The sequence below is a fragment of the Paraburkholderia sp. BR14312 genome (genome assembly GCF_040948675.1).
GTDB lineage: Bacteria > Pseudomonadota > Gammaproteobacteria > Burkholderiales > Burkholderiaceae > Paraburkholderia > Paraburkholderia nodosa_A.
This window is the reverse complement of record NZ_JBFPKI010000005.1, coordinates 258,128-273,385: the sequence shown is the minus strand read 5'-3', so window position 1 is coordinate 273,385 and position 15,258 is coordinate 258,128. Positions and strand designations below refer to the sequence as shown.

Annotated in this window: 18 protein-coding genes and 1 pseudogene; 15 read left to right on the top strand and 4 right to left on the bottom strand. The window is 58.3% G+C overall.

The window, feature by feature from the left end:
* Window positions 1-9 precede the first annotated feature (9 nt).
* Both AB3X98_RS16215 and AB3X98_RS16210 read right to left on the bottom strand, forming a co-directional pair.
* A complete protein-coding gene (locus tag AB3X98_RS16215; protein WP_368602204.1) occupies window positions 10-636 on the bottom strand; it encodes an NAD-dependent epimerase/dehydratase family protein in 627 nt (208 codons plus the stop codon).
* Between the two features lie 178 nt (window positions 637-814).
* On the bottom strand, window positions 815-2,230 hold the full coding sequence (locus tag AB3X98_RS16210) for a PLP-dependent aminotransferase family protein (RefSeq protein ID WP_368602205.1): 1,416 nt from the start codon (window positions 2,228-2,230) through the stop codon (window positions 815-817).
* An 87-nt stretch (window positions 2,231-2,317) separates the two neighbouring features.
* Here AB3X98_RS16210 and AB3X98_RS16205 point away from each other — a divergent pair, with 87 nt between their 5' ends.
* Window positions 2,318-2,749: a cupin domain-containing protein gene (locus tag AB3X98_RS16205; protein ID WP_368602206.1), complete on the top strand. Its 432-nt coding sequence runs from the start codon at window positions 2,318-2,320 to the stop codon at window positions 2,747-2,749.
* A gap of 5 nt (window positions 2,750-2,754) precedes the next feature.
* Window positions 2,755-3,216 carry a carboxymuconolactone decarboxylase family protein gene (locus tag AB3X98_RS16200; protein ID WP_218108684.1) on the top strand — a complete coding sequence of 154 codons (462 nt, stop codon included), beginning with the start codon at window positions 2,755-2,757 and terminating at the stop codon, window positions 3,214-3,216.
* 569 nt (window positions 3,217-3,785) lie between these two features.
* On the opposite strand, the gene AB3X98_RS16195 is transcribed toward AB3X98_RS16200, so the two are convergent.
* Window positions 3,786-5,183 carry a PLP-dependent aminotransferase family protein gene (locus AB3X98_RS16195; protein WP_368602207.1) on the bottom strand — a complete coding sequence of 466 codons (1,398 nt, stop codon included), beginning with the start codon at window positions 5,181-5,183 and terminating at the stop codon, window positions 3,786-3,788.
* A gap of 383 nt (window positions 5,184-5,566) precedes the next feature.
* Between AB3X98_RS16195 and AB3X98_RS16190 the strand changes: the two genes are divergently transcribed.
* The 13 genes and pseudogenes from AB3X98_RS16190 to AB3X98_RS16130 all read left to right on the top strand — a co-directional run bounded on the left by AB3X98_RS16190 (window position 5,567) and on the right by AB3X98_RS16130 (window position 14,345).
* The gene (locus AB3X98_RS16190) at window positions 5,567-6,199 is read left to right on the top strand and encodes an NAD(P)H-dependent oxidoreductase (RefSeq protein WP_342923968.1); all 633 of its coding nucleotides are present in this window, start codon (window positions 5,567-5,569) and stop codon (window positions 6,197-6,199) included.
* Between the two features lie 15 nt (window positions 6,200-6,214).
* Window positions 6,215-6,499 (top strand): DUF3331 domain-containing protein, encoded by a 285-nt coding sequence (locus AB3X98_RS16185; protein ID WP_342923969.1) that lies wholly within the window; start codon window positions 6,215-6,217, stop codon window positions 6,497-6,499.
* Window positions 6,500-6,512: 13 nt separating this feature from the next.
* Window positions 6,513-7,223 (top strand): SDR family NAD(P)-dependent oxidoreductase, encoded by a 711-nt coding sequence (locus AB3X98_RS16180; RefSeq protein ID WP_368602208.1) that lies wholly within the window; start codon window positions 6,513-6,515, stop codon window positions 7,221-7,223.
* A 116-nt stretch (window positions 7,224-7,339) separates the two neighbouring features.
* A complete protein-coding gene (locus AB3X98_RS16175; RefSeq protein WP_368602209.1) occupies window positions 7,340-8,296 on the top strand; it encodes an AraC family transcriptional regulator in 957 nt (318 codons plus the stop codon).
* 451 nt (window positions 8,297-8,747) lie between these two features.
* Complete coding sequence (locus AB3X98_RS16170) at window positions 8,748-9,365, top strand: nitroreductase family protein (RefSeq protein WP_342949797.1); 618 nt, start codon at window positions 8,748-8,750, stop codon at window positions 9,363-9,365.
* A gap of 188 nt (window positions 9,366-9,553) precedes the next feature.
* The gene (locus AB3X98_RS16165) at window positions 9,554-10,099 is read left to right on the top strand and encodes a carboxymuconolactone decarboxylase family protein (RefSeq protein WP_368602210.1); all 546 of its coding nucleotides are present in this window, start codon (window positions 9,554-9,556) and stop codon (window positions 10,097-10,099) included.
* Between the two features lie 120 nt (window positions 10,100-10,219).
* Window positions 10,220-10,915, top strand: coding sequence for a glutathione S-transferase C-terminal domain-containing protein (locus tag AB3X98_RS16160; RefSeq protein WP_342923972.1), 696 nt, complete (start codon window positions 10,220-10,222; stop codon window positions 10,913-10,915).
* A 54-nt stretch (window positions 10,916-10,969) separates the two neighbouring features.
* Window positions 10,970-11,389, top strand: a complete 420-nt coding sequence (locus AB3X98_RS16155; protein WP_342949712.1) for a cupin domain-containing protein — start codon at window positions 10,970-10,972, stop codon at window positions 11,387-11,389.
* Between the two features lie 88 nt (window positions 11,390-11,477).
* Window positions 11,478-11,948, top strand: coding sequence for a pyridoxamine 5'-phosphate oxidase family protein (locus AB3X98_RS16150; RefSeq protein WP_069269004.1), 471 nt, complete (start codon window positions 11,478-11,480; stop codon window positions 11,946-11,948).
* Between the two features lie 167 nt (window positions 11,949-12,115).
* A pseudogene (locus tag AB3X98_RS16145) lies at window positions 12,116-12,564 on the top strand (GNAT family N-acetyltransferase).
* A gap of 202 nt (window positions 12,565-12,766) precedes the next feature.
* Window positions 12,767-13,270: a YkgB family protein gene (locus tag AB3X98_RS16140; protein ID WP_368602211.1), complete on the top strand. Its 504-nt coding sequence runs from the start codon at window positions 12,767-12,769 to the stop codon at window positions 13,268-13,270.
* A gap of 44 nt (window positions 13,271-13,314) precedes the next feature.
* Complete coding sequence (locus tag AB3X98_RS16135) at window positions 13,315-13,791, top strand: DUF3788 domain-containing protein (protein WP_368602212.1); 477 nt, start codon at window positions 13,315-13,317, stop codon at window positions 13,789-13,791.
* Between the two features lie 248 nt (window positions 13,792-14,039).
* Window positions 14,040-14,345, top strand: a complete 306-nt coding sequence (locus tag AB3X98_RS16130; RefSeq protein ID WP_368602213.1) for a hypothetical protein — start codon at window positions 14,040-14,042, stop codon at window positions 14,343-14,345.
* 247 nt (window positions 14,346-14,592) lie between these two features.
* Here AB3X98_RS16130 and AB3X98_RS16125 read toward each other — a convergent pair whose 3' ends face one another.
* Complete coding sequence (locus AB3X98_RS16125; RefSeq protein WP_368602214.1) at window positions 14,593-15,249, bottom strand: iron-containing alcohol dehydrogenase; 657 nt, start codon at window positions 15,247-15,249, stop codon at window positions 14,593-14,595.
* Between the last annotated feature and the right edge of the window lie 9 nt (window positions 15,250-15,258).

Below are 15,258 nucleotides of genomic sequence, written 5' to 3'. Positions count from 1 at the left end.
ACGTGCGCGTCACTCTCGGGGCCTTTCGCGGCGTTGCGTAGTTGGCGATGTTGTCGCGTATCGATGCTGGGTCTTTCGGCTCCCAGGCCTGTACCAGGTACCGGGACCGTAGAAGAAGCCGTAGCGCAGGACCACGCCTTCCAGCGCGATCGAGCCCGTGACGCGATTTTCGTCGGCACCAATGACCCGCGCACTATCACCAATCTCGCCGGGCGCGTCGTAGCGGAGCGCGGCTGTCTCGTCGGCCAGCGAGCCCTGCGGGGCTTCGAGGTAGAAGCCACGTGATTGCAAGACATAGCGTTTGACGCCCAGCGCCTTGGCAGCGGACAGTAGATTGGCGCCGCCTTCGCGATGCAGGCGCGTATCGTTGGGCATAGACTTGACGATGTCGGCAGGATTCGCCGGAAGCCACGTGAGTTGGTCGATGACCACATCGGGCGACGCCGTCGCGATGGCATCCTTCACGAACTCCGCATGAAAGGCGTCCGCCAGGGTCACGCGGGCGCCAAGCGCGCGAAGCCTGTCGTCACCCGCGCCGGCGCGAGTCATCCCCGTTACCTTATGACCCTGCGCGCAGAGCACGCGCACCAGCGGCAGTCCAACGGCGCCGGTGGCGCCTGCAACGAAAATCTTCACGATTCCTCCTAAGACTGCGTGGCGACGCAGTGCAGCGGTGACTTAACGATATGGCTCAGCGCAACGTGACGCGCCAGCCAGTGAACGGCATCGTGTCCGTTCACTGGTCGTTAAAAAAGTACCAAAGACCGGAAGAAATGGCGTGCCAGCTGGCCCACGACCTGCCGGCGCTTTCGCATCAGCTCAGCTTGCGGATCAGCTGATGCAAGCGATCGCAGGCCGCTGGAATCTGTTGTTCGATCGCCGGCGCAACGCCAAGCAGCAGCCCCGAGCGCTGCGTGGACTCGGAGCAGTACCAGATCGATAGCGGCGCGGGCGCGATCCCGTAGGCATAGGACTCCCGTGCGATCCGCTTGTCGTCGGCGCCATCGGCGAGCCGAACCACCACTGCCAGACCAGCCGGATAGGCGTCAATTCCCCTGGACTCGAGCGCGGTCATCAGTGCCTGGCCGCGGCCCGCGTAGATGCGTTTCATGCGACGCAAGTGCCGCATGTAATGCCCGTCACGCATGAACTCGGCCATTGCCATCTGTACTGCCGGCCCTGGTGCGGAAGACAGGCACGCTGCCGCTTCATCGAAGCGGGGTACCAGGGCGGGGGGCACCACCACAAATCCCAGTCGCAGCGTCGGGCTGATGGTCTTGCTGAACGTCCCGATGTGAATGACACGCCCCGCTCGATCCTGCGACGCCAGCGCTGGCGCCGCGCGGCGTTTCAGCTGCAGCTCGCCCAGATAGTCGTCTTCGATAATCCATGCCTGCGCCCGGGCCGCCCACTCCAGTAGTTGCCGCCGGCGCGCGAGCGACAAGGTCGGACCCAACGGCGCCTGTTGTCCCGCGGTGACCAGCGCCAACGCGGCATCCGGTGCATGCGTTTCGCCGAAGCCGACGTCAATGCCTTCTTCGTCGACGGGAATCGGAACCGTCGTGATCTGGCCAATTTCCAGGGCCTTGCGACTCAGCAAATATCCGGGATTCTCGACCCATGCCTTGCGGCCTTGGGCCTGAAGCACGAGTAGCGCGATACCGAGCGCCCCCGAGAATCCTGCCGTGATGTAGATCTGCGAGGGCTGGCACTCAATGCCGCGTGACAAGGCCAAATGCGCGGCGATTTCCCGGCGGAATTCATGTTCGCCGCGCGGGTCCGGGTAGGATGCGGGCGCTTCAACTTCATCGCGTGCCGCCCGGGCGCGCAGACGTGCAAACAACGTGTTTGGAAAACAGTCCGATGCGGGCACGCCCATCTGGAACACCGCAGGGCCGGGCAGGAAGTGCTGGTATAGCGCCGACTGCAAATCCGTCTCTATCGATCGCGCCCGTTCCGCGATGGGGCTCACGGTGGGTGTGTGCTCGGAGACCCTGGTCCCGCCCGCGCGCGACGAGACAATCAACTGCGCATCAGTCAGCCGCTCATAGGCGGTCTTGACGGTGCCGCGCGCCACACCAAGCTGCGCGGCAAGATCCACCCACGACGGCAGCCTGGCGCCTGGGGCCAGTACACCACTCTCGATGACGCCAGTAATCGCCAGGCGTATCTGTTCCGCAAGTGCTGTCTTGGAACCACGGTCGAGCTTCAGATCCAGAATATTTGTCATGGTGGGTGGTGCATCAAGTTTTCGCGTTCTTGGTCCTTTTTCGTGGACCATAGCCGATGCATGATTCTAGCCACCAAGGAGCTGATCATGAAAATTTCACGAACCTTACTTTCTGTTGTTGCCGCTGGCAGCCTGGCCATGTCCGGGGTTGCCGCGGCGCACGGCGCCGCTGACCATGGCGCTGGCGATATCGTCAAGCCGAACTTCTCGCACGCAATTCCAGACATTCCGGGCAAATCGGTGATCGCCGTGGAAGTCACTTACCCGCCCGGGGGCGCTTCGTTGCCTGACACCCACGCGAAGTCGGCGTTCATCTATGCGTACGTGGTCTCAGGCAGCGTCGCCAGCAAGGTGAACGACGAGCCGGAACGCGTCTACAAGGCCGGGGAGGCGTTCTTCGAGGAGCCCGGCTCGCGCCACCCGGTCAGCCGCAATGCGAGCAAGACCAAGCCGGCAAAACTGCTGGCCGTATTTGTCGTCGATTCGAACGACACAGCACTGACAACCAACGACCAGTAAGGAGCTTGAAAATGAGATTGGACTACGCCAAGGCATCGCCGGGCGGCGTGAAGGCATTTGGGGGGGTATATGGCTATGTCAGGCAGTCGGGCCTGGAAGACGTCCTCGTCGAACTGGTCTATCTGCGCGTCAGCCAGATCAACGGGTGCGCCTTTTGCCTCGACATGCATACCCGCGACCTGATCAAGAAGGGCGTCACGCCCGCGAAACTGGCGCTTGTGCAAGCCTGGCATGAAGCGGGTGCGTTGTTCAGCGATCGCGAGCGCGCCGCTCTGGCGTGGGCGGAGTCGGTCACCCGCGTGGCCGACACCCATGTACCCGACGAGGACTTCCAGCTTGCCGCGACGACGTTCAGCGAGAAGGAGCTAGCGGACCTTACGATGGCCATCAGCCTGATGAATGCCTACAACCGGCTTGCCATCAGCTTCCGCCGGCCCCCCGACTCCGCCGTGGCTGCGGAACGCTGAAGCGGTCGCCTCGTGGAATCGAGCGGAAGCGGTCAAAAGAACGCGCCTGTCCGGCGCGCTTTTCCTAAACTTGTTGCTGCGGCCGGCCTTAGCGTGCCATTAGCAGCAGCGCCGCATCGGTCAGCATGCCCACCGTCCCATCGTCGACGTCCCAGCTCTTCATCATTTCCGCGATTGACTTGGGTACTTGGTCGCGATCGCGGTGCATGGCCGTGCTGACGCGAATTGCCGACGACTCCCCATCTGAGCGAAAACCCCGTGAAGAAGCCGTACAACCGGGCCCTGAGGCTCCGGGATTGGTTAAGGTCTGGATTCGCGCTCGGCGAGCATATCGATCGGTCTGTCGCCTCGTGCAAAACGATAGACCGTAGCAACTCAAGGTGTCCGCGGTTCGTGGGTAAGATCAGTTAGCCTGAAGTACGTTCGAGAATGGCCACCCACGGTGGTATGGCTACGGCGATCTTGCCGGAAAAGCGCCTCCCCGTTGCTAACAGTTAGCAGCCATATAGCTGCGCTTTTCGACGAAACTGCACTTATGCTAATCAGGCAACGCCGGGTGACCCATTTGGTCAGCAGTACCCTTCGATGATCTCGAACAATCGTTGGCACGATTTGGCAAGGTGTTGTTCGGGCGCGGTCGCAACCCCGAGCAAAAGGCCTGGCACCGTCCACGATGGATTTGCGAACCACGCGGACAAGGGTGATGGCGCGATGCCCGCAGTCATTGCCTCGCGAACGATTCGCACATCGGGGGCGCCCTCTGGGAGGCGAAGAAGCACGGCGAGGCCCGCATTTACCCATTGCGCGTTTCGGCTACACAACTCCGCTGTCAGAGCATCGCGCTGCGAGGAATAAAGACGCTTGAGCCGGCGCACACGTCGGATGTAGTGGCCCTCCCGCATAAACTCCGCAGTGGCGACTTGAATGACCGGTGACGGCGCGGGAGCGAGTGTCGCGGCCACCTCCGCGAATGCATTGACGAGGTCGGCCGGGACAACAACGAAGCCAAGCCGAAGAGCAGGGCTAACAGTCTTGCTGAAGGAGCCGATGTGGATGACGTGCTTGCCTTCGCCAAGAGATGCCATGGCGGGCGCCGGCCTGCCTTCCAACTGTAGTTCTCCAAGGTAGTCATCTTCAATGACCCACGCATCGTTTGAAGCCGCCCACTCAAGCAGTTGAAGGCGCCGTCTCAACGACAAGGTCGAGCCTAGAGGCGCTTGCTGACCAGGAGTTAAGACCGCTAACGCGGCGTCCGGCGCTGTCTTGATGCCGTAGTCGACGTTGATACCGTCTGCGTCTACCGGGATCGGCACGATATTCAAGCGAGCCAGTTCCAGCCCCTTACGGGTGAGCATGAAACCGGGCTCCTCCATCCAGACCTTCTGGCCTTCCAGACCTAGCACCCGAAGTGTCAAGCCTAAGCCAGCGCTGTATCCGGACGTCACGAAAACCTGCTCCGGATGACAGTGGAAGTTTCGCGCGATGGAGAGATTGCCTGCGATCTCTCTGCGCAGGTCGAATTCGCCTCTCGGATCAGGATAGAGCAGCGACGACAGGCCCGCTGTTTTTAGCAGGTTGGAAGAGCGAGCCCGCGAAAAAAGCTTTTCCGGCAGTCCTTCAAACGCGGGAATACCGAGTTGGAAAATCGCTGGCCCGGCCTTCATCTCCTCATATGATTTCATAAACGAACTGAGCCGCGCCGCCTTTCGTTGAGCAGTGGCGACGCGAAGCCGCGGAGCGACTCGCGTTCCCCCAGCTCCAAACGTTTCTATCATCTGTGAATCATTCAAAAGCTCATAGGCAGCCTTAACGGTCCCGCGCGCGACCCCGAGCTGCGACGCAAGGTCTTTCCATGATGGCAGCCGTGTACCGGATTCGAGCAGCCCAGACTCTATTGCTCTGCTGATGCTCTCAAAAATCTGCTCTGTGAGGGGCCGTTTTGCTGTCCGGTCGAGCTGTATCTGCAAGTCTGAAGCCATAGTCTTGGTACACACGAAAATCACAATCTTGGTACTGTTTTATGCACCGTGAATAGTACAGAATCTGCCCTACCAACAGTGCTACAAACGCGAAGTCAATACGGAATGTGGCTCTTGCAGCATGCACCCGATTTTCTCTCCGTATTCGGTCGAAGCTGCGAGCTGCAAATGCGGGGCATTTTCATGCCGTGCTGGAGCCGCAAGGGCGCAGAGTGTTGCACAGATGGAAACAGCCTGCACAAAGCCTTCGTTAACCAGGCATTTAAGACGCACTTCGATCTCGGTGCCCGATGTTTCACGCGCCCGATTTCGTCTGCTGGTCAAGCAGCCGCGCGACCAAAGCTGCTGCAAAATCTGCTGGAGAAAATTGTATGAATATTCTGCACATCGACTGCAGCCCTAGACTGGGATCGCATAGCCGAAAACTCTCGGCGGGAATCGTCGAAAAGATTCAAACGCTCTTGCCGGGCGTGGAGGTTCGCCGCCGGGACCTTGGGCTGGAGCCGATACCTCATCTCGGAGCCGCCTACGCCGACATACTCTCGACGCCTGCGACGTTGGCTGCTGCAGGAAGGACCGCTGGCGCTGTACTTTTCGCGGAGGAACTCATTCAGGAGGTCGAGGATTCCGATGTGATCGTCATCGGTACTCCGATGAATAACCTGACGGTTCCGTCCGTCCTGAAAGCGTGGATCGATCAGCTTATCCGCGTCGGACGCACGATGCAGTCGACGCCCGCTGGCAAGGTTGGAATGCTTCGGGACCGTCCGGTATTCGTCGGCATTGCCTCCGGCGGCGTGTTTACTGGCGAACGCGCCAACCAGCCGGATTTCCTCACGCCTTATCTTTCTGCCGTACTGGCTTGCATTGGCTTCACCACCATCCACTATTTGCCGCTGCAGGCAACTGCATTTCTCGATGAGGATCAATCCGCGCAACTTCGGGCTTCTCTGATAGCCACGATTGAGCCGCTTTTGACCACTCTCGCGTGCAGCCACGTTTGAGCGTGCGGATATCTCATGCCAAATCTGCCGACGCCTTCGCAAGTCTCCGTTGTGGAGAAACTGTCGTCGACGACGATTAGTGTCCGCTGGAGTGATCCCTGCATGGGACGTTACGAGAGCCAGATCTGGACTATTGGATCGGCACCAGCGGAAGCGGTCTGTGCGCTGTCCGGTAAGGCCATACACCGTGGCGACCCGATATTTCGCCCTCGTGTGAGTCGAACGCATAAACCAGTCAACCGCCATACGGTGATTCTGGCTTCCGCAGTAGGTTGTTTTTCTGAAGAACCATCATGTTAGGGGGGACTGGATCATGAGCGCATTGCGAAAGGTCGTGGTGGTAACCGGAGCATCGCAGGGAATTGGCGCCGCCATCGTTCAGGCGTTCCGCAAGCTCGATTACGCGGTCGTCGCGACGTCCCGCTCGATACAACCCTCTGTCGACAAAGACGTTCTGACGATAGCTGGCGACATTGGTGATCCTGCTGTGGCGCAGCAAGTCATCGCCGAAGGGGTCGCGCGATTTGGACGGATCGACACGCTTGTGAACAACGCCGGCATATATATCGGCAAGCCTTTCACAGAACATAGCGCGGCGGACTACGCAGCGGTGATGAATGTGAACATGGCGGGATTCTTTCACATCACGCAACTGGCGATTGCGGAGATGCAGAAGCATTCTCGCGGCCACGTAGTGAGCGTCACTGCGAGCGTCGCCGACATCGCGTACAGCGGAGTTGCTTCGTCACTAGCGGCATTGACAAAGGGCGGTCTCAACGCCGCAACGAAGTCGCTCGCCATTGAGTATGCAAGCAAGGGAATTCGGGTGAACGCGGTGGCTCCGGGTTTGATCAGGTCGACTATGCACAAGCCAGAAGCCCATGACGATCTCGCCGCGTTGGTTCCACTCGGATTCATGGGCGAGGTGGGCGATATCGCGGACGCGATTGTCTTTCTTGATTCAGCGTCGTTCGTCACGGGCGAGGTACTGCATGTCGACGGCGGGATGAGCGCTGGCCGATAGATTCGGTCCTGCAGTTGGCGAGGAATGAGCATCCCTTCTCGTCGAGATTTTCGGGCGCTGAAATTGTAAGTTTTGCCGTCACCTGATTTCCCCATGCCGAGGCCTTACGGAATTCTATGTCTCACGTCGACTGGTTAAGTCACCTGCTGCAATTGATCACCGTCACTGGCCGGCCTGAAGTCCGCTGCGCCTATGGAGCACCGTGGCGGGTCGAGTGGGATCAAGCGGCAACCCACGAAATCCCGTACCACGTCGTGCTCAGGGGCAAGGCAGTCATCGAGGATCCCGAGACGGGGATGGCAAAGGAACTGGTCGCTGGAGATATCGTCTTGTTACCCCACGGCTCGGCGCACATCCTGCACGACGGGAGTGGAATTCAGCCCGGACCTACTCGCGAGCGTCAGGGTCTCGCTGGTTGGACCTTTAGCGAGAATGACGGCGTTGGCGAGCATCTCGATATGTTATGCGGTCGTTTTTTTATTGAACCGCCGCATGACCGACTGATTCGCAATTATCTTCCGACAAATCTGGTGGTGCGCACTTCTAGTACCGACGATGAGTCGGGTGTCGAGTCCGTCTCAAATCCTCTCGCCAATTTTGTAAGGCTCATGCGTGATGAGTCTACAGGAGAAAAAGTGGGCGGCTACGCCGTCCTTAATTCGCTCAGTTCGGCGCTGTTCACCATCGTGCTGCGCGAGGCAAGTAAATCCGAGCAGGCCCCGACAGGCTTGTTGGCGCTGGCTGGCCACCCACGTTTGGCCCCCGCGATTTCAGCGATGTTCTCCGATCCCGCTCGCTGCTGGAACCTGCCCGAGCTGGCCGCCTTGTGCAATATGTCCCGCGCCACGTTCATGCGGCATTTCCAGGAAACGCTCGGATGCTCAGCGGTTGATTTGCTAACCGACATCCGCATGAGCCACGCTGCGAACGAGTTGAAGAAGCCGACGATGACCACAGAGGCCGTAGCCGAATCAGTTGGCTACCAATCTGTATCTTCATTCCGGCGTTTGTTCACAGAGAGGATGGGCATGACACCAGGTGAATGGCGTCGTCTCGCACGTCAGGGGCGATAGACCCCGTAATTTGTCGCTCCCGGTTCTAACCAACATCGGACACGATCCGGCGAGGTCGACGCGGAGCAGCCGCTCTTCGTCTGTGCGTCCTTCGATGCAATCTGGACAAGGGACTTCAATCGCGCCGGCGCGATGAACGCTACGGCGTCGCAAGATCGAGCGAACCGATGAGTCCTTGTGGAGTTTGATCCTTTTGGACACTTTATTGAGCATTTTCGCTCTCGAAATAGCCCTCGTGGGGCCTTAAAGTTGAAACACCTCACCACTTGACGGCAAACACGCAGTAGAGACTGCGACGTCACGGTGAAAGCGGCGACGGTGATCCGCAATCTGCACACGAAAGTGATTTTTTGCCGCGCGATCTCGTAAGAGGCGCTTCTGTACCCAGCAGGTCCCTCCACCCAAAGGAATCATCATGAACAGCGAAACCACCCTGAACAGCGGGACGACCATGACCAACGCAGTCATCGACTGTATCGTCAGCCGTAGCGCCACGAAGTATTACGACCCGTCGGCGACGTTGAGCGACGACCAGATCCGCGAGCTGGTGCGGATCTCCACCAGCGCACCGACGTCCTTTCATCTGCAGAACTGGCGCTTCATTGCGGTGCGCACGCCCGCAGCGAAGGCCAAGCTCTTTCCGCTTGCGTGGAGCCAGCCGGCTGTCGCTGACGCGGCAGTCACCTTCATCATCTGCGGACAGTTGGTCGACACTAGCGTGATTCCGGATCGCCTGGCTCCGCTAGTCGAAGCAGGCGTCATGCCGGCGACGATGGTGTCGGAGTGGGAGACCCCGGCACGCGAACTATATATGGCATATCCGCAGCGTCGTCGCGACGAAGCCGTACGCACGGCAACGTTCGGCGCGTCGGCAATGATCTACGCTGCCCGCTCGCTGGGTATGGGGTCCACGCCGATGATCGGCTTCGACGCTGAGGCGGTTCATCGCGAATTCGGCTTGGCCGATGACGAAGTGCCCGCGCTTCTGCTCGCTGTCGGTGCCGAGCGTCAAGGCAACTGGGCGCAAAAGCCGCGTCGTCCCGTGGACGAAGTGCTCGACCTCGTCTAAGCGTGTTGCGGGAGTGTTCACTACGTATAACGTCCAGCCAGCCGCGAAAAGGGTAGTCGTAGGCAAGATGACGCTCAACTGAAGTCCTGAACGGCTTCGACCCGCGCCCGGGCACGAAGCAATCCGAGAGAAGGGTTCAAAAATGAACCGTTCTTAATAAGTAGTACGAATTAATCAGAGATCCTATCATGACCCGTACCACCATTCTTACGCCGGAACAAGTACCCGCCGAATCGAAGGCAACGCTCGATGGCTTCGCCAAGAATATCGGCTTCACGCCGAACATGATGGCTGCGTTCGCGCAAAGCCCGATCGCGTTCAACGCCTGGGCCTACCTGCTCGGCTCCCTGAGCAAGGCGCTCGATGTGAAGACGCGCGACAGCATCGGCCTGGCAGTCTCCGAAGTGAACGGTTGCAACTACTGCCTGACGGTCCACAGTTTCACCGCTGAGCATCTGGCGAAACTGCCGGCGGAAGAAATCATCCTCGCGCGCAAAGGCCACGCCGCCGATCCGAAGCGCGATGCGGCTGTCCAGTTCGCGCGCAAGGTCATCGAAACCCGTGGGAAGGTGGGCGACGCCGACCTGAACGCAGTTCGCGAAGCGGGCTACACGGATGCAAACGTGATGGAAATCGTCGCACTGGTGGCCATGTATTCCCTGACGAATTTCTTCAATAACGTGTTCGATCCCGAGATGGATTTCCCCGCTGTCACGCCGGCCGGTTCGATCTGAGCTCGAGACTGCGACGCCCATGACGTTGGTAACCCGAGAGCGACGTTCTTGGGGGCACCATTCGCGGGGACGGTCAGCCAGTTTCGTTAAATGGCTGGCCGTCCCCGATCAAGGAAAAAGATGACCCTTCAGCATCCAGTCTTCACGCGCTGGCCAGCGCAACACCCCGACCGGCTCCAGCTCTTTTCACTGCCGACTCCCAACGGCGTGAAGGTCAGCATCATGCTGGAGGAGACGGGCCTGGCGTACGAGGCCCATCGTATCGACATCCTGGCGAACGAAAACCAGGAACCTGCTTTCGTTTCTCTCAACCCGAACGGCAAGATTCCGGCGATCTTCGATCCAGACGGTCCCGGGAACCGCCCGATCGCATTGTTCGAATCAGGTGCGATCCTGCTCTATCTTGCCGACAAGACGGGGCAGTTCTTGTCCACGGACCCAGCGCTTCGCTTTGAGACGATCCAGTGGCTGATGTGGCAGATGGGTGGTGTCGGTCCCATGTTTGGACAGGTCGGCTTTTTCAACAAATTCGCCGGGAAAGCCTACGAAGACAAGCGCCCGCGCGACCGCTATGCGTCGGAAGCCGCGCGTTTGCTCGGCGTGCTCGACACTCGGCTTGCCGGACGCAACTGGGTGATGGGCGATGACTTCAGTATTGCCGACATTTCTCTGCTCGGGTGGGTTCGTAACTTGATTGGCTTTTACGAGGCGCGCGACCTTGTCGGCTTCGATCGCTTCACTCATGTCCAGCGTTGGTTCGATCGCGGTCTCGCACGCCCTGCTGTGCAGCGCGGCCTCGAGATGCCGTCAGCCTGAATCAGGCCGGGCAGTTAGCCGCATAGCCTCGCTGACACGCAGAAGGAAAAGACCATGAAGATACGGAACATCATCATTGCCAGCTTCGTTGCACTAGCTGCGATGGCCGCCGATTCCGCGGAAGCTCACGACGGTGACGGACAAACCGTCACGAAGAATTTCGACGCAGCGATCCCCAACGTCCCCGGCAAATCGGTGATTGTACTGGAAGTTACGTACGCGCCCGGCGCGGCATCTGTTCCTCACACCCACGCGAAATCCGCATTCATTTACGCGTACGTGATCGAGGGCGCTGTAGAGTCCAAGGTGAATGACGGCCCAACCCGCATCTATCGCGCGGGTGAGAGCTGGTCAGAACCGCCCGGCGCTATACATTCAATCAGCCGAAACGCGAGCAAAACTCAACCCGCGAAATTGCTTGCCGTGTTTGTCCTCGACACGGACGACAAAGCGCTAACCACGCCGCTCAGATAGCGGGAATTTTTCCGACAAACACGAATCCTGCGAGGCACTGGAGAGTTTTTTCTCAATGCGCAGGAAGTCCTTTCAGACGAGTGAATCCATGATTGAAATCACCGCAGACGCCGAAGCGATCATAAAAGGGGCAATACTGTCGTTCGTCGCGACGGTCAATGAGGATGGGACGCCGAATCTTTCGCCAAAGGCCTCCTTAACGGTCAGGAATGGCAAGCTCTACTTCGCCGATATCGCGTCGCCCGGGACGTTGAGGAATTTGAATGCCAACGCCGCCGTCGAGATCAACGTAGTCGACGTGTTCCTGAGGCGTGGTTACCGGTTCAGAGGAAAGGCGTTCATTTTGCCGCCTGACGGTGACGAATACTCAACGATCGCGGACTGGGTTCGTATAAGCAACGGGCCTGAATATCCTGTCGAACACGTTGTCAGGATTGATGTTACTTCGATGTCTTCATTGCTCTCCCCTGCGCACATCTTTGCCGAGCCGCCTCGCAGTCAAGATGAGATACAGAGTACGTACCGTCGGAAGTACGGTATGCGCTTAACCGGGGAATAGACTTTAAATGTCAACCTGCGGTTCGACCGAATCACGCCTTCGCGACCGGAGGAAAGAAATTGCCCATGAGACTGAAGTTAATTGTGAATGATCGTATTGCTTGATGCTGTGGTTTGGTCATGGTTGCGCTTCATCGCTTTACTGCCATAGGACTTCGGGATAACTCTATGCAATCAGTTGAGATCAAAGCCATCGAAAATAGCGATTTCGATATGTGGCTGCCACTTTGGGAAGGCTATCAGCGGTTTTACAAGGTTGATATACCGCACGCTGTGACGCGCAACACCTGGGAGCGCTTCCTCGACCCCAACGAACCGATGCACGCGGTGCTCGCCATGACATGCGGTCAACCTTGCGGCTTCGCGCACACGGTCTACCAAGGTCGACCTGGACATCTGCCGACTACTGCTATCTGCAGGACCTGTTTGTTTCACCTGACGCACGTGGGCGTGGCATTGGTCGCGCACTGATCGAACATGTGTACGCGGCTGCGAAACTTCGAAAAGCTCCTTGGGTGCACTGGTTGACTCACGAAACGAACTATCCAGGCAGGCTCCTCTACGACGCCGTGGGAGAGCGCTCTGGCTTTATACAGTACCGGAAGGTGTTCAAGTGAATCTCACCTGTCCTGCCTTTACTTGGAGACTAGCGAGGCGTCGCGAGCTGGATGGAAATAACGGGTGGCGTCGGGTCGGATCTCCAGTGTGTCTAACGTTTCCGTGACTATTTCGGTCGAAGTTAGTCCCGGAGTCGCTATCGGAAAAGTAAAGCTGTGAATCGGTAAAAAACCCTTCAACATACTGAATCGGGAAATCAAAATGAGCATTCGTACAAGTCAGTTTCGCTTTCAAATCGCAGAACGGAGCGTTGGGTCTCGAACTGGTCTTTTGTTGCTGAGGTGGGCGCTTGTCGTAATCTTTCTGTGGTTCGGAGCAATGAAATTCACCCACTATGAAGCGACTGGAATATCGCCGTTTATCGTGAATAGTCCTATCATGGGCTGGTTGAATTCTGCGTTCGGTGTTCAAGGGGCAAGTGATGTGATTGGTTTGCTAGAGCTGTCGACGGCGGTCGCTCTCATTATCGGATCGATTCAGCCCTTTTTCTCTGCGTTGGGCGCTGCGATGTCGGCCGCTACCTATCTGATTACGCTTACCTTCATGTTGAGCACCCCTGGCGTCGCCGAAGCGACGGCAGGTGGCTTCCCTGCGATTTCGGCGTTGCCCGGCCAGTTCCTGCTTAAAGACCTCGTCCTGCTGGCTGCATCATTGACGCTCTTGCTGGGGTCGCTCCGGACTTCGCACGGCCACGCACGGCGGTGAGTTAATGGAAAGTTAAATATCCGGATAAGCTGAGGAGATGAAGAATGGAAAGCAAAACCGCACGAAGCGCTGAGATAGGCGACAGAATTTCTGACAAATCCTCGCATCCGGATGAGCGTACTCTCCGCGACTGGTTGGGTCCGGAGGCGTTCGAACATTGGGGCGAGCTGCGAAGCTGGATCGACGAGTTTTACCCCAATGTTTTCACGCCGGATTGGATATATGGCGGCAAGAAGCGTGGTTGGGCACTGCGCTACAAGGAGAACAGGGCGTTTTGCAGTTTGTTTCCGGCATACAGGCTGTTGTCCGTATTGGTCGTCTTAGGCCGGGCCGAACGAGAGAAGTTTGAAGAAAGGCGTTACTTCTGGAGTCCGCCGCTGGTCAAACAGTACGACGAATCCCGGACTTATCATGACGGGAAATGGATGACTATCCCAATCCTGTCGGTGGATGACCGAGTTGAGGTGACAGATCTCATGAGGATGAAACGCCCCACGCTTACACCTTTTCGCGGGTTGTAGCTCGGTATCACATGGGCAGTGGCTGCATTGTTGCGCACCGCCTGTTTGCGCTTTCGCTCCGCACCTCATATAAATTTCGGCGGACCATCCGTGGCTGACCGGCACGCAAAGGTCACGCGGATACCTGCGTAAAAATCACCAAGGTGCACGTAAATCTGGGCTCCGGCTGAGTTGGGCCAAACCGTCGCGAGCGTTTTCTCCCGTCGTCGATTATGAAAGGCGATACGCCAGAACTTGAGATACCTACAATGCCCCAGAAGCTTGTTTCCAACCCCGGAGCCAACAGCCAAACTCGCATATGCAGCTTCCCATGCGGAGAGGTTCTCGTCGATATTCGCTATGGGGATGGTGTCACCAGACTGAGTGACCTTGACGCCATCCAGACGCGTGGTGAAATTAGAATCGTGGTTCTAGATTCCATTGAGCGCGTCGACGAGCGACTGCGCGCACAGATTGGAAAGCTCAATGATGGAGATGCACTTATCGTATTCGTGGCCAACGAAGAGATGAGTTCGGCAGCTGCCAATACGCTAAAAATCAGTGCTCGTGGGTAAGTGGTGGGGCGCCTTAGGCTTTGATAGCCGGATTGAGTTGCAAAGACTCGGATGTAGCGGCGCTGTGGAACGGGGTGTCAGCACTCTGATGTTTTCCACAGCGACTCCGTACCATGCGGGCGCTATTTGCCGCGAGCGGCGCGGGTGGCGCACAAAAATAACGCGCTGACCCACTGCGGCAAGCGCAGGCCGGAGGAGGCGCAGCTGGTGTGCGCCTTTGGCCAGCAGGTGAGAATGTGAACAGGCGCTAGTGTCTCGCCGCCCGCATCCGCGTCGTCGTCGCGTCGACCGCGAGTATCGAATCACTCACGAGGGCCACGGAAACATCGACGGGACACGCGTGGGTAGATTCTCCTTCAGCGAGCGATGCCTCGGCGATCCGGTTCGCGTAGTACCGCAGGTCGCCGGTCAGCCCTAGTTCGGCGAGTGTCGTAGGAAGCCCGACCTGTTCGCAGAACCGGATCATCTCCTCGATTTCCTGGATCGGGCGATTTTCTAGCATGAGCAGGCATAGCGTCCAGAACGCGACGTTCTCGCCGTGCAGCATGCCGTGGGTTTCGCTTAGGGCAGTCAGTCCACCATGCATGCCGTGTGCTGCGGAGCATCCGCAGTTCTTGAAGCCGATACTGCTGAGCAGCGTATTAGCTTCGATGACGTTTTCGACTGCCGTGGTACAGAGACCGGCTTCGACCGCCTGCTTTGCCTTCAGACCGTCTCGGATCAGCACATCGTGGCAGGCTCGCGCAGTGGCAATACCAGCAGCTGTCCGAGGGAACCCTCCCGCGACGTAGTTGTTCGTTCGCGACTCCAGGTTCGAACGTGCCTCGAACCAAGTCGATAGCGCATCGCCGATTCCTGCGACGAGAAAGCGTACTGGCGCACTCGCCACAATGCTGGTGTCCACTACGACCAG